The organism is Arthrobacter sp. PM3 (assembly GCF_003352915.1).
Lineage (GTDB): Bacteria > Actinomycetota > Actinomycetes > Actinomycetales > Micrococcaceae > Arthrobacter.
Genome location: NZ_CP022314.1, coordinates 3,497,536 through 3,518,659, shown reverse-complemented (window position 1 = coordinate 3,518,659; position 21,124 = coordinate 3,497,536). Strand labels below are relative to the sequence as shown.

23 protein-coding genes are annotated in these 21,124 nt (G+C 68.6%); 4 read left to right on the top strand and 19 right to left on the bottom strand.

Annotation, left to right across the window (positions count from 1 at the left end; translation table 11 throughout):
* The first annotated feature begins 165 nt into the window (after positions 1–165).
* Complete coding sequence (locus CFN17_RS16065) at positions 166–504, top strand: YnfA family protein (RefSeq protein WP_208748737.1); 339 nt, start codon at positions 166–168, stop codon at positions 502–504.
* A 151-nt stretch (positions 505–655) separates the two neighbouring features.
* Here CFN17_RS16065 and CFN17_RS16060 read toward each other — a convergent pair whose 3' ends face one another.
* From CFN17_RS16060 to CFN17_RS16050, 3 genes are all read right to left on the bottom strand, one after another.
* Entirely contained in the window at positions 656–874 is a 219-nt protein-coding gene (locus CFN17_RS16060) for a hypothetical protein (RefSeq protein ID WP_208748736.1), read from the bottom strand.
* 125 nt (positions 875–999) lie between these two features.
* Positions 1,000–1,515, bottom strand: coding sequence for a flavin reductase family protein (locus tag CFN17_RS16055; RefSeq protein ID WP_208748735.1), 516 nt, complete (start codon positions 1,513–1,515; stop codon positions 1,000–1,002).
* A 179-nt stretch (positions 1,516–1,694) separates the two neighbouring features.
* On the bottom strand, positions 1,695–3,101 hold the full coding sequence (locus CFN17_RS16050; RefSeq protein WP_208748734.1) for a PLP-dependent aminotransferase family protein: 1,407 nt from the start codon (positions 3,099–3,101) through the stop codon (positions 1,695–1,697).
* On the opposite strand from CFN17_RS16050, the gene CFN17_RS16045 reads away from it, so the two are divergent.
* The gene (locus CFN17_RS16045; RefSeq protein ID WP_208748733.1) at positions 3,100–4,119 is read left to right on the top strand and encodes a DMT family transporter; all 1,020 of its coding nucleotides are present in this window, start codon (positions 3,100–3,102) and stop codon (positions 4,117–4,119) included. The genes CFN17_RS16050 and CFN17_RS16045 overlap by 2 nt on opposite strands.
* Complete coding sequence (locus CFN17_RS16040; protein ID WP_208748732.1) at positions 4,085–4,750, top strand: FMN-binding negative transcriptional regulator; 666 nt, start codon at positions 4,085–4,087, stop codon at positions 4,748–4,750. The genes CFN17_RS16045 and CFN17_RS16040 overlap by 35 nt, the downstream gene beginning before the upstream one ends.
* Before the next feature lie 25 nt (positions 4,751–4,775).
* On the opposite strand, the gene CFN17_RS16035 is transcribed toward CFN17_RS16040, so the two are convergent.
* Positions 4,776–5,147, bottom strand: coding sequence for a VOC family protein (locus tag CFN17_RS16035; RefSeq protein ID WP_208748731.1), 372 nt, complete (start codon positions 5,145–5,147; stop codon positions 4,776–4,778).
* A gap of 261 nt (positions 5,148–5,408) precedes the next feature.
* On the opposite strand from CFN17_RS16035, the gene CFN17_RS16030 reads away from it, so the two are divergent.
* Complete coding sequence (locus CFN17_RS16030) at positions 5,409–5,693, top strand: hypothetical protein (protein ID WP_261792228.1); 285 nt, start codon at positions 5,409–5,411, stop codon at positions 5,691–5,693.
* 31 nt (positions 5,694–5,724) lie between these two features.
* On the opposite strand, the gene CFN17_RS16025 is transcribed toward CFN17_RS16030, so the two are convergent.
* The 15 genes from CFN17_RS16025 to CFN17_RS15955 form a co-directional block, all read right to left on the bottom strand.
* Positions 5,725–6,390 carry a GAP family protein gene (locus CFN17_RS16025; RefSeq protein WP_208748730.1) on the bottom strand — a complete coding sequence of 222 codons (666 nt, stop codon included), beginning with the start codon at positions 6,388–6,390 and terminating at the stop codon, positions 5,725–5,727.
* The gene (locus CFN17_RS16020) at positions 6,383–7,588 is read right to left on the bottom strand and encodes an alanine racemase (protein WP_261792227.1); all 1,206 of its coding nucleotides are present in this window, start codon (positions 7,586–7,588) and stop codon (positions 6,383–6,385) included. The genes CFN17_RS16025 and CFN17_RS16020 overlap by 8 nt, the downstream gene beginning before the upstream one ends.
* A 117-nt stretch (positions 7,589–7,705) precedes the next feature.
* Positions 7,706–9,226 carry an aldehyde dehydrogenase family protein gene (locus tag CFN17_RS16015; RefSeq protein WP_208748729.1) on the bottom strand — a complete coding sequence of 507 codons (1,521 nt, stop codon included), beginning with the start codon at positions 9,224–9,226 and terminating at the stop codon, positions 7,706–7,708.
* The gene (locus tag CFN17_RS16010) at positions 9,223–9,960 is read right to left on the bottom strand and encodes an HD domain-containing protein (protein WP_208748728.1); all 738 of its coding nucleotides are present in this window, start codon (positions 9,958–9,960) and stop codon (positions 9,223–9,225) included. The genes CFN17_RS16015 and CFN17_RS16010 overlap by 4 nt, the downstream gene beginning before the upstream one ends.
* A gap of 41 nt (positions 9,961–10,001) precedes the next feature.
* On the bottom strand, positions 10,002–11,324 hold the full coding sequence (locus CFN17_RS16005; protein WP_261792226.1) for an NAD(P)/FAD-dependent oxidoreductase: 1,323 nt from the start codon (positions 11,322–11,324) through the stop codon (positions 10,002–10,004).
* A 2-nt stretch (positions 11,325–11,326) separates the two neighbouring features.
* Positions 11,327–11,647, bottom strand: a complete 321-nt coding sequence (locus CFN17_RS16000) for a 2Fe-2S iron-sulfur cluster-binding protein (protein ID WP_208748727.1) — start codon at positions 11,645–11,647, stop codon at positions 11,327–11,329.
* 46 nt (positions 11,648–11,693) lie between these two features.
* Positions 11,694–12,455: an SDR family NAD(P)-dependent oxidoreductase gene (locus tag CFN17_RS15995; protein ID WP_208748726.1), complete on the bottom strand. Its 762-nt coding sequence runs from the start codon at positions 12,453–12,455 to the stop codon at positions 11,694–11,696.
* Positions 12,448–14,316, bottom strand: coding sequence for a PEP-utilizing enzyme (locus CFN17_RS15990; protein ID WP_208748725.1), 1,869 nt, complete (start codon positions 14,314–14,316; stop codon positions 12,448–12,450). The genes CFN17_RS15995 and CFN17_RS15990 overlap by 8 nt, the downstream gene beginning before the upstream one ends.
* A gap of 82 nt (positions 14,317–14,398) precedes the next feature.
* Complete coding sequence (locus CFN17_RS15985; protein WP_208748724.1) at positions 14,399–15,478, bottom strand: PEP/pyruvate-binding domain-containing protein; 1,080 nt, start codon at positions 15,476–15,478, stop codon at positions 14,399–14,401.
* A 5-nt stretch (positions 15,479–15,483) separates the two neighbouring features.
* On the bottom strand, positions 15,484–16,761 hold the full coding sequence (locus CFN17_RS15980; RefSeq protein ID WP_208748723.1) for a cytochrome P450: 1,278 nt from the start codon (positions 16,759–16,761) through the stop codon (positions 15,484–15,486).
* Between the two features lie 165 nt (positions 16,762–16,926).
* On the bottom strand, positions 16,927–17,721 hold the full coding sequence (locus CFN17_RS15975) for an IclR family transcriptional regulator (RefSeq protein ID WP_208748722.1): 795 nt from the start codon (positions 17,719–17,721) through the stop codon (positions 16,927–16,929).
* Positions 17,722–17,866: 145 nt separating this feature from the next.
* Positions 17,867–18,358 (bottom strand): dual specificity protein phosphatase family protein, encoded by a 492-nt coding sequence (locus tag CFN17_RS15970; protein WP_208748721.1) that lies wholly within the window; start codon positions 18,356–18,358, stop codon positions 17,867–17,869.
* Between the two features lie 106 nt (positions 18,359–18,464).
* Entirely contained in the window at positions 18,465–19,427 is a 963-nt protein-coding gene (locus CFN17_RS15965; RefSeq protein WP_208748720.1) for a DMT family transporter, read from the bottom strand.
* Entirely contained in the window at positions 19,424–19,999 is a 576-nt protein-coding gene (locus tag CFN17_RS15960) for a TetR/AcrR family transcriptional regulator (protein ID WP_208748719.1), read from the bottom strand. Before CFN17_RS15960 ends, CFN17_RS15965 begins: the two co-directional genes overlap by 4 nt.
* Positions 20,000–20,074: 75 nt before the next feature.
* Complete coding sequence (locus CFN17_RS15955) at positions 20,075–21,097, bottom strand: NAD(P)/FAD-dependent oxidoreductase (RefSeq protein WP_208748718.1); 1,023 nt, start codon at positions 21,095–21,097, stop codon at positions 20,075–20,077.
* Between the last annotated feature and the right edge of the window lie 27 nt (positions 21,098–21,124).

The window sequence follows — 21,124 nt, the reverse complement described above, 5'->3', positions numbered from 1 at the left end:
CCGGACGACATCCCTCCGCGGCACGTCCCGCGGAAATTTTACTTGAACCTTAAAGTTATAAGAGCGGGGAGCCGATGACGCAAGCGATGACCCCATGTGACGGCATCAGGACCCAGCGCAGTGCACCGGTCGGGGCGGCCCAGTGCCGGATGCCATCATGATGGCGTGACTATCGCTAAAACCATCCTGCTGTTCGTCCTGGCCGCGGCGGCTGAAATCGGCGGGGCGTGGCTCGTCTGGCAGTCCGTCCGTGAGGGCAAAGGCTGGTGGCTGGCCGGCCTGGGGGTCGTGGCGCTGGGCATCTACGGCTTCGCGGCCACGCTGCAGCCGGATGCGCATTTCGGCCGGATCCTCGCCGCGTACGGCGGCGTGTTCGTAGCCGGCTCGCTGGCATGGGGCATGATCTTCGACGGCTTCCGGCCGGACCGCTGGGACATCGCGGGCTCGGTCATCTGCCTGTTCGGAGTCGCCGTGATCATGTTCGCGCCCCGCAGCGCCGGATGACGTCCGCCGCGCAGTAAATTTCGGCTAACGAAATTGGGCAAACACGCGAACCGGTTCCGGACTTCGGCATCGGATGGCTGGCTGGAAGTGGAGATGGTGAACTCGGGCATCGGACCAGTGTTGCATGCTGCTCCGTTGTGGGGCATGGCTTTCAGGGATAGATCGTGAAGTAGTCGGCGAAGCCCGCGCCCACGCCGTCGTCACCGGCCGCGACGGCGCCCACCGCATCATCGGACTCCGGCCGCAGGCGGACGCCATCGCGGTTTCCGTACATCCGGCGGCCGAGACCGGCGACGCTGACCACCCAGACAATGCTGGAGTCGGGAGTCTTTGCATCCACCCGGCCCAGGTAGGCTTGCTGGGCCGACACGCGCACTTCGACGCTGCTTCCCTCGGCGATTCCGCTCCAGTCTTCAGCGGACGCCCAGGGGTCCGGGTGCCGGTCGGCGCGGCCGCCTCAGAGGACGCGTCGTCGGGAACCGTTCCTGGCCGTCGTCATGCCACGCTCTCCAGCGCGCCGGACCGCGACCGCACCCCGGCGTAGCTGCCCTTGAAGAACAGCAGCGGCTCGGCCTCGTCACGGGCGTGCAGGGCGCGGACGGAGGCGACCACGATCGTGTGGTCGCCGCCGTCGTACTCCTGGTGGAGTTCGCAATCCACCCAGGCCAGGGCCTGGTCCAGCACCGGGTTGCCCAGGGGCGACGGCGCGTGGCTGACGCCGGCGAATTTGTCGGTTCCCGACCGGGCAAACCGGGTTGCCAGGTGCTCATGTTCGGCAGGCAGGATGTTCACGGTGAAGCGCCCGGCCTCGCGCAGGAGCGGCCAGGTGCTGGAGGTCCGGGAGGGGCTGAAGGTCACCAGTGCCGGTTCCAGCGACAGCGAGGAGAAGGACTGGCATGTGAAGCCGGCAGGGCCGTCCTTGGTAGCCGCCGTGATCACGGTCAGGCCGGTGGCGAAGTGGCCCAGGATGGTCCGGAGCCGGCGGGGGCTGAGGTCGGTGTGTACCGTCATGGCGTGTCCTTTCGATGCGTGTGCACCCAATCAACCACTGCGGCGGCCGGTTCCCAAGACCGGATGAAACGGATGGACGCGCGGGGAAACGCGGCTTCACCAGCCGAAACGTGGCGTAAGGAATCCGGGCCCGCCAGGCTCCGTGAAGCCGGGTGCCTTGCGGAGACGGACGGCGGCGCTCACGAGGCGTCGAGCACCCGGCCGATGATCCGTGCACCTTCGCGGAAGGCTGCCGGATTGGGTCCGGCATAGTTGAGCCGGATGAAGGGCCCGGCCGGTTCGGCCGGAAACCAGTCGGAGCCGGCCGCAATGATCACCCCGGCTGCCTCGCAGTCACGGACCAGGCGGTCGACGTCGGTCCCGTCCGGCAGCCTGGCCCACAGGTTCAGCCCGCCCGCGGGCACATGTTCAACATGGGCCCGCGGGGCGAGGTCCCGCAGGCTGCCGACCAGCAGATCCCGGCGGGACTGGAGCTGATGCCGCAGCCCGCGGAGGTGGGTCTGCCACGCCGGCTGGGTCACGACGTCGAGCGCTGCCGCCTGGAGAACGCCACTGACGTACATGGATTCGGCGCGCCGGTCGGCCAGGATGCGGTCGCGCGCCGGGCCGCGGGCGGTGACGGCGGCAACCCGGATGCCCGGGGACACGCTCTTGGTCAGCGAGCGCAGGTACACCACGTGGCCGGAATCGTCGCGGGCGGCAACAGGCATGGCGTCCGTGGAAATCCCGAAGTCATGCGCCCAGTCATCTTCGACCAGGAACGCGCCATGGTGGCGCACCACGTCCAGCACCGCGTCGCCCACCCGCGGCGACCACTGGGCGCCGGTGGGATTGGCATAGTTCGGCTGCGCATAGAACAGCCGCGCCCCGGTCTCCTCAAAGGCGCGGTCCAGCTCCTCCGGGTCGGGGCCTCCGGGGCCGCTGGGCACGGGAACAACCCGGACGCCGGCCTGGGCCGCGGCCAGGAGGGCTCCCCAGTATGTGGGCGATTCCACCAGGAGCGGTTGTCCGCTGCCAACGAGCGCCCGGAACACGGAACTAAGTCCGCTCTGGCTGCCGGGGAGCACGACGACGTCACTCGGCGTGGGCGGCGTGACGCCCGCCGGGGTGGCGGCCAAGAGTTCCTGGGCGAACCAGGACTGCAGCTCGGGCAGGCCCGCGGCGGGCGGACGGGACAACGCCGCTTCCGAACGGCTGGTGCGGGCCAGTGCTGCCCGCACCAGCCGCTCGGGCAGCAGCTCGCGGTCCGGGTACCCGGAGTGGAAAGCGATCACATCGTTCGGCGCGCTGCGCATCGCGGTGGAGACGGGACGCAGCGGCGCCCGCGGCGTGCCCAGGGCGGCCGTCTGCCAGCCGTAGTCGGCGGGGCGGGCCGCCCGGACCGCCCGCACGAAGGTCCCCACGCCGGGCCGGCTCTCGATCAGGCCCTGCGCGGTGAGCGTGCGGAGCGCCTTCTGCACGGTGACGGGACTGGCCTGATACTCGGCCACGAGGGAGCGGGTCGAAGGGAGCCGGGCCCCGGGCGCCGCCCCCGCCATCCAGTCGCGGAGTCCTGCCGCAATTCTCGAAGTGCTATCGTTGGACATGAGACACAATAGTAGCGCTACTCACGTTCTGCGCCAACCGTTATCGCCCCGGCCGGCGGCCGGACTGTGGTGGGGACTGCTGGGCGTCGCCGCCTTCTCCTTCACGGTTCCGTTCACGAGGGTGGCGGTCGCCGGCCTCTCCCCCTTGTTCATCGGTTCGGGCCGGGCCGTTGTCGCGGCCGTTCTCGCCGCGGCCGCCTTGGCCGTGACCCGCCAGCGGCTGCCCCGCGGCACCCAGTGGGCACGCGTCGCCGTCGTCGCCGGCGGGGTAGTTGCGGGATTCCCGCTGTTGACGTCCTTTGCCCTCACCTCGGTCCCCGCCAGCCACGGCGCCGTCGTCATCGCGCTACTCCCGGCCGCGACGGCAACCATGGCGGTGCTGCGCGGCCACGAACGCCCGCCCACTACGTTCTGGGCCATGACCGGCGTCGGCGCCGTTGCGGCAATCGCCTTTGCGTCGGTGCAGTCCGGCGGGATCGGTCAACTGCACCTGGCGGACGCCCTGCTCTTCGGCGCGGTTGTGGCCGCGGCGATCGGCTACGCCGAGGGCGGCACGCTGGCCCGCGAACTCGGCGCCTGGCAGACCGTCTCCTGGGCACTGGTCCTCGCCGCCCCCGTCATGGCGTCCATGGCCGCCCTCTCCGTCGCCGGGCAGCCGCCAAGCGCCAGTCCTGCGCAGTGGGCGGCCTTCGCGTACCTTGGGGTCGTGAGCATGTTCCTCGGCTTTTTCGCCTGGTACCGCGGCCTGGCTATCGGCCCCATGGCGCGGGTCAGCCAGGTCCAGCTGGTCCAACCGGTGCTGAGCATCTGCTGGGCCGGGCTCATCCTCGGCGAGACCCTGGGCTGGAGCACCATCATCGGCGGCGCCGCGGTGGTCCTCCTGGCGGGCCTGGCCGTCCGGTCCCGCCCGTCCCCCCGCGCCCCGCGCCGCACCAGTCCGCAGTCCGCATTCCTCACGCCGCATTCCGAAGGGGACGATCGTCTTGTACACACCCGCACACTTCGCCGCCAGCCCTGACTCGGTCCGGGACCTGCTCACCCGCCCGGCCGCGGCCAACCTGATCACCGCCACCGCGCAGGGCATGCTGGCCACCCTGCTGCCGTTCGTCTTCGACCCCGACGCCGGCGAGCAGGGGGCGCTGCGCGGGCATCTGGCCCGCAACAACCCGCAGTGGTCGGAACCGGCGCTCGGCGAATCGCTTGTCATCATCCAGGGCGCTGACGCCTACATCTCGCCGTCGTGGTACGCCTCGAAGGCGGAGCACGGGCGCGTCGTTCCGACCTGGAACTACTCCATCGCCCACGTGTACGGCACACTCGTCATCCACGAAGATCCCGTCTGGCTCGCCAGCCACGTGCGGCGGCTCAGCGAACACAACGAGGCAGGCGAGGAGCGGCCCTGGAGCGTCGATGACGCTCCCGAGCGCTACATTGCGGGGCAGCTGCGCGCAATCGTCGGCGTCGAGCTCCTCATCACGCGCATCGAGGCCAAGAACAAGCTCAGCCAGAACCGGCCCGACGCCGACATCGACGGCGTGGTGGCCGGTCTGCACGCGCGGGGCGACATGGACAGCGCCGCCGACGTCGCGGCGGCCCGCGAGGCCCGCGATCAGGCGCGGTGCCCGCAGTCCGGCGGGGCACCCGTCTGAATGCGGAACCTGCCGGGCCGGTTCGCTAGCCCTGGCGCAGTCCGAGGGTGTTGCCGTCAGGGTCGCGGAACCACGCGCCCCGCGCGGGGCCGAGTTGCGCGATATGGCCGGTGGTGACGAGCGGGCCTTCGGTGTAGTCCAGGAATTCCACGCCCTTTCCGCCCAGGTCCCGGACAACGGCCTCGATATCCTCCACTTCGAAGTGGGCGAGCGTGTGTTCCGTTGTGACCGGCGGGCGTTTGAAGATTGAGATCTCGCTGGCAGTGCCGCAGCGGAACCGGACGCCGACGGGGGTCTCCCACAGGAATTCCAGGCCGAGGGTATCTGCGTAGAATGCTTTCGCGCGCTCGAGGTCGGTGACCGGAATCGTTGCGACAACCATCGTGGCAGTAATCATGTGAACCTCCTTGACGGACCCGTCCGCCCGGCGGGACCGGATGGTGATCGCGCCGGGCACGGAGCAGTGAGCCGGATCCTTGCGCCCGCCCCCGGATCGTCCCACTGTCCGCCGGCCGCAAGACAGAGTCTTGGGACCCCTGCCGGCGGGATCAAGCAACTCCACCCTTGTGCATCCCTCTTGTGCATCCCGCCGGAACGGGTCCTTACTGGTGGGAGGAGGGCAGGCCTTCGCAACACACCCGGATCCAGGAGGATCGACATGTTCGCTCGCGTCAGCACGTACCAGCCCGGCCCGGACAGCTCCGGAGCTCCCTCGGACGAGACCGTCAGCCGGGTACTCCAACTGCCCGGCTGCCTCGGCATCTACTACCTGCTCGGGAAGGACAACAAATCGCTGTCCATCACGCTGTGGGACGACGAGGCCGCCCTCTCCGGCAGCGAGGAAGCCGCCACGAAGATCCGCACCGAAACCAGCGCCGAGCAGCACATGCAGGTCCTGGGCGTGGAGGAATTCGAAGTCCTGACAAGGCAGCTCAAGAGCTGAGCTGCAGCGTGGCCAGCCAACGCCGGACCGGTCAGAGGCCGGCGAGGCCTTTGCCGATCATGACCGCGCCAATGATGGCCAGCACCGCCGCGATGATGATGTTGTAATAGCGCACCAGCCATGTCCTGACCGGTTCCAGCACATCGCGTACCTGTGCGCCGCCCAGGAGATATGCCACCACCGGCACCACGACGGTGCCAGTGGCGATCGCCGTATAAACGAGCACTGCCGCGGCAACCATGCCGGGCGGGACCGTCGCGCTGCCGATCACGACGCCGGCCGCGATGGCGAAGATAAGTTCCTCAGGATTGACCACTGTCACCATGAATCCGGTCTTCAGGGCCTTCGCGGGCGGCATGCTGTCCAGGGCCTGCATCCAGCCGGGGGTCTTCGGCTCGGCTGCATCCTTTGGTCGCGATCGGAGCTTGGCGACGGCCAGGACGATCAACGCTGCACCCAGCACGAGGCGAATGACGGCGCCCGCGCGCGTCCCGCCCGAGGCTTGGGTGACAAATTCGGACAGGGCGGCCACCGCAAGCACTGCGGTCAGGACCCCGAGGACCCGGCCGGCGGCGAAGGCGGTACTCCTGCCCCGGCCGTCCGGGGACAGGACCATCAGGAGCACCGCGATCAGCGGGAGCGGGCTGGCCGCCACGCCAATGGCCTGCGGCACCAGTTCCGCGACCAGTTCAAGCACGCCGCTTCCCTGCCAGGGATGACCGGTGGAAGTCGGTGCCCCACACGTCAATGTCGTGCCCGTCGCCGTCGGTGACGACGTAGTCGGGCCAGCGGTCGAACGCCGAGCAGGGGTGGGAGATCCCGAAATCGACTGTGTCGGTGACGTCCAGGCCGGTCGCCCCGGCCAGCACCGCGTGGTGATCGAAGAGAGTCCGCACCTGTGCGGATGCGCCGTCCTTGACGGCGCCGTCCGCCGTCCGGGCCGACAGGAAGGCGGGCAGTCCGGCGTCGTAGGGAAGGTCTCGCTTGCCGGCACCGACGACGGCGAGCCCCGGTTCGGGCGTGGACAGGACGACGGCGCGGACGGACAGCGCCGGGATCAGTCCGGGAATGGGGCTCACAGCGGCGTACGTCCCGTGGTCGTGCGTGACGTAGCACCCGGAACGGAGGACATTCCTGGTTCCCGGCACCCTGCCGGGGTCGGGAAGGAACTCCACCACCCGGTCCGGGAACGCGGACCCGCCCATGGAATAGACGGGGGCGGAGGTCTCGAAGAAGCCTGACGCTTCGATGTACAGGTCGCGCACCAGCCGGCAGTGCCGGTCAACCGCCGTGACCGTGTCCTCCGCCCGGCTGTTGGGCACCACGCCTTCATAACCGGCGACGCCCACCAGCTTCAGGCCCGGTGTGGCATGGACCGTCCGGGCCAGGACCAGGCCTTCGTCCAGGCTGCGGACCCCGGTGCGCCCGCCGGGCGTCCCGACATCGATCAGCACCTCGAGGGCGGCCGCGGCGCCGTCGAATGCTGCGGCCGCCGCTGCGACGCCGGCGGCGGAATCGACGAAGCACCGGATTTCCCGGTTCGGATCGTCCTCCAGCCAGCCGCGGAGGCGCCGCAGGCCGTACCCGTCGACGATCTCGTTGGCGACGAGGACCCGGCTGTGTCCCCAGGTCAGGGCCGACTTGACCTGGTCCACGGTGGCGACGGTGACGCCGACCGCGCCGGCCGCCAGCTGCCGTTCAATGATCGGCGCCGACATCGTGGTCTTGACGTGCGGGGCCAGCTCAACGCCCCGGTCCCGGCACCAGTTCGCCATGACCCGGATGTTATTCTCCAGGGCCGCCGTGTTGAGCCGCAACTGCGGATACGCCGCGCCGGTCCCGGACGGTGCCGCGCCATTGCCGGTCCCTTCCTGGCTCGTGATCAGCTCGCTCACGCTACTCCCTAGGTTAGTTGCTGCCGGTACGCCGGATTGCCCCTAGGACAATTTACTTGACCGGGCCGCGTGTTAGGGCTTGACCGGGCTGCGCGACCGGCGCGGTCGGGCTGCCGGTCATACCTTCCGGTGGATCGATTTGTAGCTGATGTACGCGTTCAGGCCCTCGATGCCGTACTCGGTGCCCAGGCCGGAGTCGTGGCGGCCGCCGAAGGGGGCGGCGTGGTTGGAGGCGAAGAAGTTGATGCCTACGGAGCCGGTGTCCATCCGGTCCGCAACGGCAAGCGCCGCCGCCGGGTCCGTGCCGAACACCAGGCCGCCGAGCCCGAACTCGGTGTTGTTCGCGAGCCCGACGGCCTCGTCAACGTTGCCGCCGGCGTCGTCGTATTTGAGGATGCAGATGACCGGGCCGAAGATTTCCTCGCGGGCGATCCGCATCTCCGGCGTGACGCCGGCGAAGACGGTGGGCGCGGCGAAGTAGCCGCCGTCCAGGCCGCCGCCCGGTGACGCGGCGTGTCCGCCGGTGGTGGCGCGGGCGCCTTCGGCCAGCCCCGAGGCGACGTAATCCAGCACTGTCCGGTACTGGGATTCGGTGGCGCACGGCCCGAACACCGTGTCCGGGTCCAGCGGGTCGCCCTGCTTGCCGGCAGCGATGGTGGCCGTGACCATGTCCACGACTTCTTCGTAGCGGCTGGCGGGGGCCAGGATGCGGGTGGAGATGTAGCAGGTCTGTCCGGTATTGCGCATCGAGGAGCGGATCAGGACCTTCGACATGGCATCCAGGTCCGCGTCCGGCAGCACGATGGCGCTCGATTTGCCGCCGAGTTCCAGGGTGACCGGGCGCAGCAACTCTCCGCAGGCGGCCGCAATCTTCCGCCCCACCGGAGTCGAGCCCGTGAATGCCACCTTGTCCACGTCCGGATGCTTGACCAGGGCGTCTCCCAGCCGGCCCGAGCCGGTGACCAGGTTAACGACGCCGGCAGGAACCCCGGCGGCCGCCACGGCGTCGACAATGATCCGGATGGACAGCGGCGTCGGGGACGCCGGTTTGATCACCACGGTGCAGCCGGCCAGCAGCGCCGGCGCGAGCTTGATGACCACGAGGTTGATGGGGAAGTTCCATGGCGCGATCAGCGCGCAGACGCCGACGGGGTCACGCCGCACCACCGATTCGCCGCCGCCCTTCGGGAAGGCCCGTACGTCCTCACGTTCCAGGTACCCGGCCAGAGTCGCGAAGTAGCGGAAGATGCCCGCCGCGTTTGCGGCGGCGCCGGCCGATTCGGACACCGGCGTGCCGTTCTCACGGCTGTTGGTCAGCGAGAGCGCCTCGGCCCGTTTCTCCACTTCCTCGGCGATGCGGACCAAGTGGGCGGCCCGTTCGGCGGGCGCGAGCCGGGGCCACATGCCGCCGTCGAATGCCCTGCGGGCGGCGCCGACGGCGGCGTCCACGTCGTCAGCCGTGCCGTCCGGGACGGAGCCCCAGACTTCGCCCGTGGCGGGGTCCGTGACCGGATTGCGGCCGGTTCCGCGCGCCGGAGTCCAGCCACCGTCGATGAAAAAGTCATCCACGTGGGTGTACGGCAGCCTCAGCGCTTTGCGTGCCGCCAGCGCCGGGGCTTCGTGGGTCCCGGCGGTCATCGGAGGACCGCCGTCTTGAGCAGGGCGGTGGACCGGCCGAGGTCGGCGGTGGCCATGTCCACGGCCGCCTGGGTGATCAGCTCGGGCACGATTTCTGCGGCGAGCCGGTCGGTGTAGGCGGCCGGGTCCAGGCCGAACCAGGAGGAGGCCAGCGCGATGCCCGCCTGGTCGAAGCGCCATAGCCGGTCCGCGTCGCGCACCAGGGCATCTTCCAGGGAGCGTGCGACGAACCGGGTGTCGTGCCCGTCGATGATCGCGCAAACCCGGTCCACGAACTCCGCCGGATAGCCGAGCCCGGGCAGGACCCTGCGGGCCACGACGCAGCCTTGCTTCTCGTGTTCGTACCGTATCGCTGCCTTGCGCCAGTCCCCGGCAAACCCTTCGGAGATGATCCGGGATTCGTCCACGTGGGCCCAGCCGGTGTCGTGCAGCAGCGTAGCCACGCGCACGAGTTCGGCGTCGGCGTCCGGATGGGCCCGGCACAGCCGTTCGGCGAAGGCGAGGGAAATCGGCAGGTGGATGTCGTTGCCGCGGGTCCGGGTCTCGTGCAACACGGCCCGCCAGAGTCCGTCGAGCTCGCCCCGGGCTGCGGGGGTGGCGGCGATCGGTGCGGTGTCGACCGGCCCCTGTGCCGGGACGGGCCTGACGGGATAGGCGGCGGCAAAGGCCTCCGCCGCCGGGTCTACGGAGGTGCCGGGGCCGGTATCGGTGACCGGGGTCTGGGGGGTGCTCATGGTGCTCCTTCGGTGGCGGCCGACTTACTGTCTGCGCGCAGTCAGCTGTCCGTGGTGATCGTCTTGAGGGGTGTTGCAGGGTCCGCGGCGGGGCCGGCGGGGATGTTCTGGCCCTTGGCGAGGGCGTTCTTGACGGCCATGAAGTCCAGGGGTGCGTTGACGCAGTCTGCCGCGATGACCTGGCCCTGCCGGTAGTACAGGACGCTGAATTTGCCGCGTTCCTGGTCGCGCCGGATCACGGTCTGGTCGTATCCGTTGCAGAGGCCGGCGATCTGGAGTTTGAGGTCGGCCTGGTTGGACCAGAACCACGGGATGCCCGCGTATTCTTCGCGCCGGCCGGTCAGCGAGTAGGCGGCCACCTTGGCGTGTTCGATCGCGTTGTTGACGCTTTCGAGCCGGATCCGCTCCCCCGGCGCCGAGCCGGGCACCGGGTTGGGCATGTTGGCGCAGTCCCCGATCGCGACCGTGGTGCCGTCGGAGGCCAGCGCATACCGGTCCACGACGATCCCGTTGTCAACGGCCAGGCTGAGCTGTTCGGCCAGCTGGGTGTTGGGGATGACGCCGATCCCGATCAGGACGATCTGAGCGGGCAGCACGGTGCCATCCTGAAGTTCGACGCCGGCGACGGAGGCCCCGGACGCGTCCGCGGTAAACCGCGCGGCGGCGGTGTTGAGCCGGATGTCCAGCCCGCGGGCGCGGTGCGCCTGCAGGAAGTAGTCGGCCGTTTCCTCGCCAACTGCCCGGCCTACCAGCCGCGGCCCGAATTCCAGCACCGTGACGTTCTTGCCCATCTTCTGCAGGCTGGACGCAGCTTCGAGGCCGATGAAGCCGCCGCCGATCACCACGACGTCCCGGGCGTCACCTACCCGGGCTTTGAGGGCCAGGGCGTCGTCAGCGTTGCGCAGGTAGAGAACGCCGTCAAGGTCCCCGCCCTCAATCTCCAGTTTCCGGGCGCGGGCGCCGACCGTGAGGGCCAGTCGCTTGAACGGGAACTGCTTCCCGGACGCGGAGTGCGCTACTCCCGAGCCGTCGGGTTCTTTGTCGATCCGGACGATGAATTCGCCCTTGACCAGGTCCACGTTGTGTTCGGCCCAGTACGTGTTGGACCGGAAGATCAGCGATTCGCTTTCCACAGTGCCTTGCAGGAATTCCTTGGACAAGGCCGGACGCTGGTAAGGGCGGTGGTCCTCGTCGCCGAGCAAGGTGATGTGCTCGTCGAAGCCGAGGGCCCGGAGCGAGACCGCGAGCTGGACGCCGGACTGGCTGGCGCCGATGATCAGCAACCCGGTCCGGGTGGGTGTGCCCGGCTGCGATTCCAGGCCGGGCGCCGCTGCGGGGGCCGCTGCCGCGACGTGCGTGCTCATGGCTACACCTGCGTTTCCGGAGTGGTGACGAACAGGTCGAGCTCGTCAGTGAGCCGCAGCTGACAGGACAGCCGCGAGTTCTCCTCGCGGTCCACGGCGGTGCCGTAGAGCATCTCGTCCTCCATGTCCTCCATCGGCGGCAGCTGCGAAAGGCAGTCCTCCCGAACGAAGACGTGGCACGTGGCGCAGGACAGTGAGCCGCCGCATTCGGCGATGATGCCGGGCACGCCGTTACGGACCGCGGTTTCCATGACGGAGTCGCCGGGATTTCCCTGGACGTCGCGGACAGCGCCCTCGGCGTCGGTGAAATGGACCGTTGGCATGGGGTTCTCCTTGGGGTGGCAGGTGGTGGGTAGGGGTGGGACGGGGCTAGATGAACTGCCGGCCGCCGTCGACCACCATGGTCTGGCCGGTGTAGTAGGAACTGTCCGGCCCGGCCAGGAAGAGCGCGGCGCCCACAATGTCCTCGGGCTGGCTGGCCCGCTTGATGGCACCGCGGTCCACGCCGTAGTTCTCGGCGTTCTCCATGAGCCCGTAGCTGGCCTCGGTGAGGGTGAAGCCGGGGGCGATCGCGTTGACGGTGATCCCCCGCCGGCCGAGTTCCTTGGCCATGACCCTGGTGAGGGCCACCACGCCGCCCTTGGAGGCAACATAGTGGAGCCAGTGTTCCGAGCCGCTGAAGATCGTTGCGCTGGAGAGGTTGATGACGCGCCCGCCCTCGGGCAGGTACGGGCTCGCGGCCCGGGTCACGAGCCAGGGGCCCTTGAGGTTCACGTTCATCACCAGGTCCCATTCGGCCGGATCGATGTCCTCGAACGGGCTCCTGGTCACCCCCGCGTACACCGCGGCGTTGTTGAGTACGACGTCGATGCTTCCGCCGCCGAAGTCCGCGCAGCCCTTCGCAAGGGTCTCCGTGGAGTCGACGCTGGTGACGTCCGCGTGGAAGGCGGCCGCCTCGGCGCCGGTGTCCTTGACGAGGCGGGCGGTTTCCTCGGCGCCGTCGAGGTTGATGTCCGCGACGGCGACGCGGTAGCCGCGGCGGGCGAAACCGAGCGCGAACGCCCGGCCCAGCCCGCCGGCGGCACCGGTGACCAGGACAGTGCGCGTCTCCGCCGTCCCGGGATCAGACATGGCTGTGGCTGTGCGCGGACGGGCCGGCGGCCAGGAGTTCGGGCTCGGCGTCGAGGATCCGGACCGTGCCCTTCGTGCCGTCGACCCGCAGCCGCTGCCCGGTCTTGATCGTGGTGGAGGCCGAGCCGGTCCCGGTGACAGCCGGCAGCCCGTACTCGCGGCAGACAATGGCGGCGTGGCTCATCATGCCGCCGATGTCCGTGACCGTGGCCTTGATCTTGCCGAAGATCGGCCCCCAGGACGGCGCGGTGACTGTGGCGACGAGGATCTCGCCCTGCTGCACGTCGGCAAGCTGGTCCGCGTCGGTGACCACCCGCGCCAGGCCTTCGACGACGCCGGGCGAGGCCGCCATGCCGCGCAGGCCGCCGCCTTCCACTGCCTCGCCGGCACCGAGCCACTGCTGGACCTGTTCGGTGGTGATGCCCCAGAGCATCCGGGTGAAGGGTTCGGTGATGGATTCCGGCGGCGTGTTCAGCGCCGGGGCGGGACGGGCGGTCTTGAGGGCTTCGACAATCCCGCGGCGGCGCTCGATTTCGGCCGGCCAGTAATCGGGGCCGATCGGCCTGGCGCCCACGCCCCAGCCGGTCACGAGGTCGAACAGCGCGTCGCGCACCTCGTTGCGGCCCAGGTACAGGAGGTCATCCGGTTCGGTCCAGAAGCCCTCGGCCTGCATCATGCGGCTCAGCTCGCGGATCTTGCGCCAGAAGACGCCCATGGTCCAGTGTTCAATGTAGAAGTTGTGGTTCTCCACGTACGGGTAGGCGGTGGCGGCGAGTCCGCGTTTGGCGTCGAAGAGGGCTTGGTTTTCGCCTTCCAGCAGGTCCCGGTACTCCTCGATGATGCGGTCACGTTCGGCGATCAGGGCCTCCACCGGGCGCATGATTTCCTGGCCGTCGTCCACCCGGCGGATGTAGTCCGCGATGTACCCGAGCGGGATTTCCTGGTGCTCGTTCCAGTACTTGTCGTGGCCGTAGAAGCCGTTGCCCACGGTGAAGTTGAACCACGGGTCCTTGGCGCCCTCATATTGGGCCAGCCAGCGGTCCCCGCCTGCGGCGGCGGCGATCGCGCCGAGGGTGGCGTCGACGTCGTCCGTGTTGCTGAAATGACCCTGCAGTCCGAGCTCGACGGCGAGCTTGGCGAGCTGCTTGAGCTCGTCGTCCGGGCGGAAGAGTTCCATGTCCACGCCCTGCACCATGGTGGCGATGGACTGGTCAGGGATGTTGGGGAAGACCTGCTTGCAGAAGTTGAAGAAGTCCAGGTAGGCGATGTAGCCGAGGTTGAGGAACTCGAAGTGGTACTGCCAGTTCTGGTAGGCCAGCTGGATCAGGCGGTCGTAGCTTTCCAGCAGCGTCTCGGAGCCGTCCTTGCCCTTGCCGGAGAGGATGTCCTCCATGGGCACCACGTCGGGGAGTTTGGGGAAGGAGATGCTTTCCATCTCGTCGATCGTTCCCTTGACCTTCACGTGCCACTGCTTGAGCAGCTGCTCCCAGTTCTGGAAGTAGTGGCCCACGCGCCGTTCGAACAGGGGCACGCGGGCGGCGATCCGGTCCTCCGGGACCGGGATGGGCGACATGTAAAGGTAGCCCAGGTGGATGCGGAATTCGATGCCGTTGGCGTTGGGGATCATCAGGTGCCGGGCGTTGTACTGGCCCAGGCATTTGACCGCGAACTCGCCGCCGATCGTCTCAAAGGGCTTGAAGACGGTGGGCCAGTGCTGGCTGTCGCAGAACCAGAACTTGGCGTCTTCCTGCTCCTTCAGCTTGTCCTGGAAGACCAGATAGTAGGGGTAGATCTTTTCCCAGCCCTCGGCGCCGGCGGGGACCGGGAGCTCGGAGGGCTTGGGGAAGGACTTCAGGGACATGGCGGTCCTTTCAGTACGGGCTCGGCGTTGAGCCTGGGTGATGGAGCGGATCAGTAAAAATCGGTACAGGACGGGCGTGGTGCTACGCGGACGGCTTGAGGGTTCCGCCGCTGAATCCGCTGAAATAGCCGCCGGAAACCACCGGTTGCGGGGCGGTGTGGATTGATGCCTTGGCGGAGTGCACGGTCTCGGGGCGGGACTGGAGCAGGAGCAGGTTTTCGCCATCGGGCAGATCGGCGTCGAGGGCCCATTCGATGTCCTGCGGGCATTTGTAATGCTTCTCCGCGCGTTTGGCCATCTGTGCGACGGCGGTCAGCTCGGCATCGGAAAGGCTGCGCCGGCCACGGCGCCCGGCGTCGACTTCGCGCTCGACGAGCTTCCCGGCGCCGGCGTCGGGGACGAGTTCTGCATGTTTGTCCCCGAGGTGTTCGGCGATGACTGTCAGCGTGACCTTGTCCAGCATGATGTTGTCCGGGGTGACCTGGCCGGAGACCACCATCTCCCCCACGCCGTAGGAAGAGTCGATGGTGATCTTGGAGCGGTCGCCGTTGGTGGGGTCCATGGTGATCGCGACGCCGGAGACCTTGGAATTGACCATCTTCTGCACCACGACTGCCATGGAGAGCCCCTCGTTGGGGATGTTGTTCCGGAGCCGGTAGATGATGGCGCGCGAGGTGAAGAGCGAGGCCCAGCACCGGCGGATGTGGTCCGTGACGGCCTTGACGCCGTCGAGCCACAGGTAGGTGTCCTGCTGCCCGGCGAAGGAGGCATCGGGAAGGTCCTCGGCGGTGGCGCTGGAGCGGACAGCGACGGGGACCGGCGCCTCGAAGCGGGACATCAGGGACTCGTAGGCCGCGATGGTGAGCTCGCGCAGCGCCTGCGGCACGGGACGGGAGTGGATGTCCTCACGGATGGCGGCGGAGACCTTGTCCACCTGCCCCGTGTCTTCGGGGTCCAGCCCGGCGAGGAGCTGGTGGATGTCCCGGGTGATGCCGGCTTCTTCCATGAAGGCATCGAACTGGGCGGTAGTGACCACGAAGCCGGGAGGGACGGGCATGCCGGCGGAGGTCATGGTGACCAGGGATGCGCCCTTGCCGCCGAGGATTTCCAGCTTCGGTTCGATCCCGCCGTCAAAGAACTGGATGTATTCGTTGCTTTGCATGTTTCTCAGGCCTTCCAGCTGACAGGGACGGTCTCGGGGACGCGGAAGGAGAGGTTTTCGCGGAAGGCGATGGCTTCCGGGTCCTCCAGCTGCAGCTCCGGGGCGAGCCGGGCTACTTCCTCGAGCGCGATTTTGGCTTGGAGCTTGGCGAGCATGTTGCCCAGGCAGTAGTGGATGCCGAACCCGAAGGAGAGGTGCTCGCGGGCGTTGGGGCGGGTGATGTCGAAGTCCTCGCCGGCGTCGAACTTGGCTTCGTCCCGGTTGGCCGATCCCATCAGGAGCAGCAGTTGGCTGCCTTCGGCGATCGGCACGCCGCCGACTTCGGTGTCTTTGAGCGCCTTGCGGCGCCAGCCGACAATGGAGCCGGCGTAGCGCAGCACTTCGTCGATGGCGGCGGGGATCTTCTTGGGGTCCTCGACCAGCTGCGCCCACTGTGCGGGGCGGGCCAGGAGTTCGCGGAGGGCGTTGGAGATCAGCGTGGTGGTGGTCTCGTGCCCGGCGAACAGCAGGCTGTACAGGACCGAGGCGATCTCGTGGTCCGAGATTTCGGCGCCGTCCTGCTGGGCTTTGACGAGGTCCGCGGTGAGGTTGTCGCCGCCTTCCTCGTGCGCTGCCCTCACCAGCCGCAGGCATTCCTGCCAGTACTCCACGAGGTTGTGGGCATGCGGGATCTGCTCCTCGTCGCTGAGGTTGCCCCAGGTCATGGCGGCGCGGGAATCGCTCCAGCGTTTGAAGGTGTCCACCTGCGAGACGTCGGCGCCGATCAGGGTCAGGATGGTGATGGTGGGGACGTCGTAAGCAAGGTCCTTGACCATGTCGCCGCGGCGGTCCGGCCGGGCGAGCATGGTTTCGAGCAGCCCCACGACGTTCTGCCGGATGAAAGGCTCCAGAGCCTTGTAGCGGCGCGGAGTGAAAGCCTTCTGGACCACGGCGCGGATGCGGGTGTGCTCCGGCGGCCGCCGCGCGGAGAGGCCGGAGTAGGCGGTGAAGCCGCCGTCGTCCATGATCTTCTTCGCGGCGGCGCCGCGTTCGCGCACGGGGGCCTGGGCGTTTTCGCTGGAGAAGGTCTCCCAGTCCTCGAAGACGGCCTTGATGTCGTCGTAGCGGGAGACGACGTACAGGCCGGTCCGCTCGTCGAACATGACGGGCTGCTCGGCCCGCAGCTCGGCGTAGGCGGGGAAGGGATCCTTCATCTGGAACGGCTCGTAGCCGTGGTGACCGGCAGGGGCTTCGGCGCCGTGGCCGAACGGACAGCGGCCGGCCGTTTCTGTCGACGATGACATGTGGACTCCTTGAGATTGTTTCCGCCGGCCGCGTCTTCGCAGCCTGCGGCTTCACTTCCATCAGTGTGGTCCCGATCACTGCCGGATGGGAGGCTTGCCTTCCACTGAGTGGAAGGCAATCGTGTGTGGCCCCTCGCCTCATGGCGGCGTGCAGCGGACGGGCGTTCAGCCGTTGCCGGCGAAGCGGTTGCCGAGAAGGGTTTCGAGCGGGATGCGGGCGGTGGCGCGTTCAATCTGCGCCGAGATGCCCTTCAGCACGGGGAGGTGGCGGGTCATCGTGGCCGCCTGGGAGGTCGGCAGGACCAGGCCCAGCGCGGCGCCGAGGCGGCCCGTGTGGAAGACGGGGACGGCGATGGAACATGAGCCGAGCCGGACCTCTTCCAGCGTGGTGGCGTAGCCCTGCTCCCGGATCTGGAGGAGTTCCTCGGACAGGCGCTTCGGATCCACGTGGGTGTGGGCCGTGTGCCGTTCCAGTTGCCGGTTCAGGTAGGCGGCGCGCACCCAGTCCTCATCAAACGCCAGAATGACCTTGCCGACGGCGGTCGCGTGCATCGGCAGCCGGCCGCCGACCCGCGACGCGCGCGGGACGCGCTTGGAACCATAGACGCGGTCGATGTACAGCACCTCGTGGCCCGCCCGGACGGCCAGGTGCGCGGTTTCGCCGGTGAGAGAGAAGAGGTCCTGCACGTAGGGCCGCGCGGCCTCGCGGAGCTGCCGGCCGGTGTTCTGGGCAAGTTCCCAGAGCCTGATGCCGAGCTGGTACCGGCCGTTGGTGCCGCGGGCCAGGAAGCCCCAGTCCGTGAGCTCGTTAACCAGCCGGTGGGCCGTGCTGAGCGGCAGGCCGGACTTCTCGGCGATGTCCGTCAGGCTCAGCGGGCCGCGGGATTGTTCGAACGCCTCCAGGATGGCCAGCACCTTGGAGGTCACGGTGCGTCCCGGCTCGCGGCTTCCGCCCGCCATGGTGACCTCCTCGTCGTCGTCAGTGGCCCGGCTGCGGCCGCAGGACGGCCGACGGGCCGCCCGGAATCGAGTCTAAACCGCAGCCACCGCCCGGACCGCAAGAGCCAATGCGCAGCCTCTCAATACCGCCGCTGAGTGCAGCAGTTCAGTGCAGCAACCACCGCTCAAACGACTGATTGCAGAGGCACGCCGGCGAGCGCTTGGCCCGGATCAGCCGGATCGCGTCCGCGCTGGGCATGCCGTCGAGGATAAGCGCCCGGGCAACGACGAGCGCCGATCGGTTCAGGCCCGCCTGACAATGGACCAGGGTCGGGCCGTCAGCCCTGCAGACGTTGACCCAGAGCGCCATCGCATCGACCTGCGCGAACCCTTGGTCCTCACTGTCGTACATCGTCACGAGGAGCAGCGAGCTGATGGGGTGCGTGACGACGTAGGACTCCCACGGGTACAGCGAGACGAGATGCTTGACGAATTCGGGGAGGATCAGCCCGGCCTGGCAGCCGCCCAGCCAGAGGTTCTCGACGATGCCGCTGACGTACGGCACGTCGAAGGGCATGAGGCCGTGTTTGGAGATCCCCCGCATGCGCTGGACAGTCGGATCGAACTGGATGTCAATCCTGGTGGGGTCCACGGTCATGTCCGCTCCTTCAGCAGAACCCTGGATTAAATTCTCCACCCATTCGCCGCGCACGGCGCTCGCCCATCGCTACCGTTCCGGGCCGGGGACGACGGCGGCCCCGCCACTATCGCGTGGGCACCGTCACCGGCAGGCCTTCGCTCCGGGTGGGCTCCCGGGGCGACGCAGGGACCGCCGCCGGCGTGTTCGTCGGCGCCAGGGCGAGGATGAGCAGGACGACGGCAATGATTCCCAGGCCGATCCAGCCGAGGATTTCGAGCTGCTCCCCTACGATCACCACCGCCAGGATTGCGGCCACAGCGGGCTCCGTGAGGGTGGCGGTGGTAGCGGTGCTGGCGCTCACCCGCGTGAGCCCGAAGCCGAACAACAGGTAGCCGAGGAACATCGGGACCAGGGCCATGTACCCGGCAACGAGGAACGCCTCGGCGGAAGCGACGAGCGGCGCTCCCGTGACGAGAAGGACCAGCATCAGCAAGAGACCCCCGGCGCCGAAAACTGCCCCCATGGAGGCCGCACGGCACACGTCCCGTGACATGAGCCGGTGCACGCCCCACGAGTACGTGGCGTAGGTCATGCCGGCGACGAGCCCCAGGCCGGTCCCGAGGACGGTGGACACGATGGCGGACTCCGGGCCGTGCATCTTCGACAGGCAGAGCAGCGTGCTGCCGGACACTCCGAGGCCGGCCGCCAGCATCCACCAAAGGCTCAGCGGCCGGCGGTCGACGACCCGTTCCAGTACTCCCGAGGCCAGCGGTGCGGACGCGAGGGAGACGACCGAGCCCACGGCGACACCGGCGTAGTGCATGGAACTGTAGAACGCCAGGGGGTAGACCGCGACGGCCAGTGCGGCCAGCGAGACCACCCACAGGTTGGCACGGAGCGCCGGGCCGGCAGTGCGCAGGGCCGGCACCGCGATAACCGCCTGTAACAGACCGCCGATCCCGAGGGCGGCCGCGCCGATGGCCAGCGGCCCGGCCCCGGGCGCGAAGGTGGCAGCCGTGCCGGTCGTTCCCCACAGCAAGGACGTGACAGTTATGGCTCCGAGCCCCACAAGGCGGGGGCGGTTCACAGGGCCTCGACGACGGCGCGGGCGATGTTCCGGGCGTGCCGGAGACGCTCCGGCCGTCCCTCCAGTCCGGCGCGGCTCATGGCACCTTCGAGTACGAACGTCAGGTGCTCTGCGGCGTCCTTTGCGGCGCCGGCATCGGCGGTGACACCCAGCAGGTGCCCGGCGAGGATTGCCTCGACCTCTTCTTTGTGCCGGCGCACCGCGTCCCGGCCCGGCGCTCCTGCCGGCAGTTCGGCGGCTGCGTTGAGCAAACCGCATCCGCGGAAACCATGCGGGTATGCCGCCGACGCGTGGTCGATGTAGGCGTCGAACACGGCCAGCACCCCGTCGACGGCCGAGTGGACGTGTTCGGCGCGGGCCCGGTACAGCTGCAGCCATTCCTCATGACGGGCCTCGATATAGGCCATCATGAGCTCCTCCTTCGAGGAGAAGTTGTTGTACAGGCTCATCTTCGCGGCCCCCGCTTCCGCAGTGATCGCATCAATTCCGGTCGCCATCATGCCGTCGGCATAGAACAACCGCGCTGCCGCGTCCAGCAGGCGCTCCCGCGCCGGAGCCAGTCTTCGACTCATGCCCACCCTCGCTTCGACTAGGTAGACCAGTCTACCTAGTTCCCGTCCGGCCGTCGAGGGCCCGAGGCAGCCGGCCTACTGGCCAGCCTCCACGCCATGGCGCCGGTGGCCCAGCACGATCTCAGCGACGGCTGCTTCCGACGCGGCGGAGAAGGCGCCAAAGTGCCCCTCGACAGCCCACCGGGTTTCCTCTTCCACCAGGTCGGCGTTGATTGCCGCACCCGCCATGACACCCTCGGCGGCGGCGGTGATCACCTGGGCCATCACGTTCGTCACGTTGCCCGCCGCGTACACGCCCCGGACCGCCGTCGCGCCCGCGCCGTTGGTCTCGACGAAGCGGCCGGCCCCCGAGGGGTGCACCTGCGAACTCAACCCGAGTGATTCCAGCAGGGCGGATCCGGCCTCCATCCGCGGGCCGACCGCCAGGGCCTGCAGGTCGAACGGAGTGCCCTGGCGGAGTGAGAGTCCGGTGAGGACACCGTCGACGGCGTCAACGGAGGCCACGGCGCCGTCCACGACCGTCACGGACCGGGCCGCAAGTTTGTCCCACTCCTCATCGGTGGGTGCCACGGTGTCATTGAGGAAGAGGGTGATTTCCGGGGACCACTGCCTGAACAAGAGTGCCTGATGGACGGACTGCGGGCCCGTCCCGAGCACGCCAATCCGCTGACCGCGGATTTCCCAGCCGTGGCAGTAGGGACAGTGGACAACGCCGTTGCCCCACTGCTCGCGCAGCCCCTCAATGGGAGGCAGTTCGTCCGTCAAGCCGGTCGTGACGAGCAGGCGCCTGCCGGAGAACCGGCGGCCGTCACCGAGGGTCACTTCAAATCCACCCGGGGTTCGCCGTGCCGCAACGGCTTCGCCGTCAATGACGGTTCCTCCATAGGAGTGCACCTCGTCGCGTCCGATGGACAGCAGTTCCAGCGGGTTCATGCCGTCCCTCGAAAGGTAGCCGTGCACCCCTTCCGCGGGTGAGTTGCGTGGAGTGCCGGCGTCGATGACCAGCACCGATCGCAGGGCCCGGCCCAGTGTGGTGGCCGCGCTCAGTCCCGCCGCGCCGCCCCCGACAATGACAACGTCATAGCGTGTGGTGTCCATACTGATGTGCCTTTCGTCGCATCCTGC

Excerpts from the sequence above, each read along its gene's own strand:
- CFN17_RS16050 (WP_208748734.1), bottom strand. The coding sequence starts at position 3,101 with ATGTCCAACGATAGCACTTCGAGAATTGCGGCAGGACTCCGCGACTGG.
- CFN17_RS15985 (WP_208748724.1), bottom strand. The coding sequence starts at position 15,478 with ATGCAAAGCAACGAATACATCCAGTTCTTTGACGGCGGGATCGAACCG.
- CFN17_RS16005 (WP_261792226.1), bottom strand. The coding sequence starts at position 11,324 with ATGAGCACGCACGTCGCGGCAGCGGCCCCCGCAGCGGCGCCCGGCCTG.
- CFN17_RS15960 (WP_208748719.1), bottom strand. The coding sequence starts at position 19,999 with ATGAGTCGAAGACTGGCTCCGGCGCGGGAGCGCCTGCTGGACGCGGCA.
- CFN17_RS15955 (WP_208748718.1), bottom strand. The coding sequence starts at position 21,097 with ATGGACACCACACGCTATGACGTTGTCATTGTCGGGGGCGGCGCGGCG.
- CFN17_RS16010 (WP_208748728.1), bottom strand. The coding sequence starts at position 9,960 with ATGAGCACCCCCCAGACCCCGGTCACCGATACCGGCCCCGGCACCTCC.
- CFN17_RS15995 (WP_208748726.1), bottom strand. The coding sequence starts at position 12,455 with ATGTCTGATCCCGGGACGGCGGAGACGCGCACTGTCCTGGTCACCGGT.
- CFN17_RS16000 (WP_208748727.1), bottom strand. The coding sequence starts at position 11,647 with ATGCCAACGGTCCATTTCACCGACGCCGAGGGCGCTGTCCGCGACGTC.
- CFN17_RS15990 (WP_208748725.1), bottom strand. The coding sequence starts at position 14,316 with ATGTCCCTGAAGTCCTTCCCCAAGCCCTCCGAGCTCCCGGTCCCCGCC.
- CFN17_RS15980 (WP_208748723.1), bottom strand. The coding sequence starts at position 16,761 with ATGTCATCGTCGACAGAAACGGCCGGCCGCTGTCCGTTCGGCCACGGC.
- CFN17_RS16035 (WP_208748731.1), bottom strand. The coding sequence starts at position 5,147 with ATGATTACTGCCACGATGGTTGTCGCAACGATTCCGGTCACCGACCTC.
- CFN17_RS15975 (WP_208748722.1), bottom strand. The coding sequence starts at position 17,721 with ATGGCGGGCGGAAGCCGCGAGCCGGGACGCACCGTGACCTCCAAGGTG.
- CFN17_RS16045 (WP_208748733.1), top strand. The coding sequence starts at position 3,100 with ATGAGACACAATAGTAGCGCTACTCACGTTCTGCGCCAACCGTTATCG.
- CFN17_RS16030 (WP_261792228.1), top strand. The coding sequence starts at position 5,409 with ATGTTCGCTCGCGTCAGCACGTACCAGCCCGGCCCGGACAGCTCCGGA.
- CFN17_RS16015 (WP_208748729.1), bottom strand. The coding sequence starts at position 9,226 with ATGACCGCCGGGACCCACGAAGCCCCGGCGCTGGCGGCACGCAAAGCG.
- CFN17_RS15970 (WP_208748721.1), bottom strand. The coding sequence starts at position 18,358 with ATGACCGTGGACCCCACCAGGATTGACATCCAGTTCGATCCGACTGTC.
- CFN17_RS16055 (WP_208748735.1), bottom strand. The coding sequence starts at position 1,515 with ATGACGGTACACACCGACCTCAGCCCCCGCCGGCTCCGGACCATCCTG.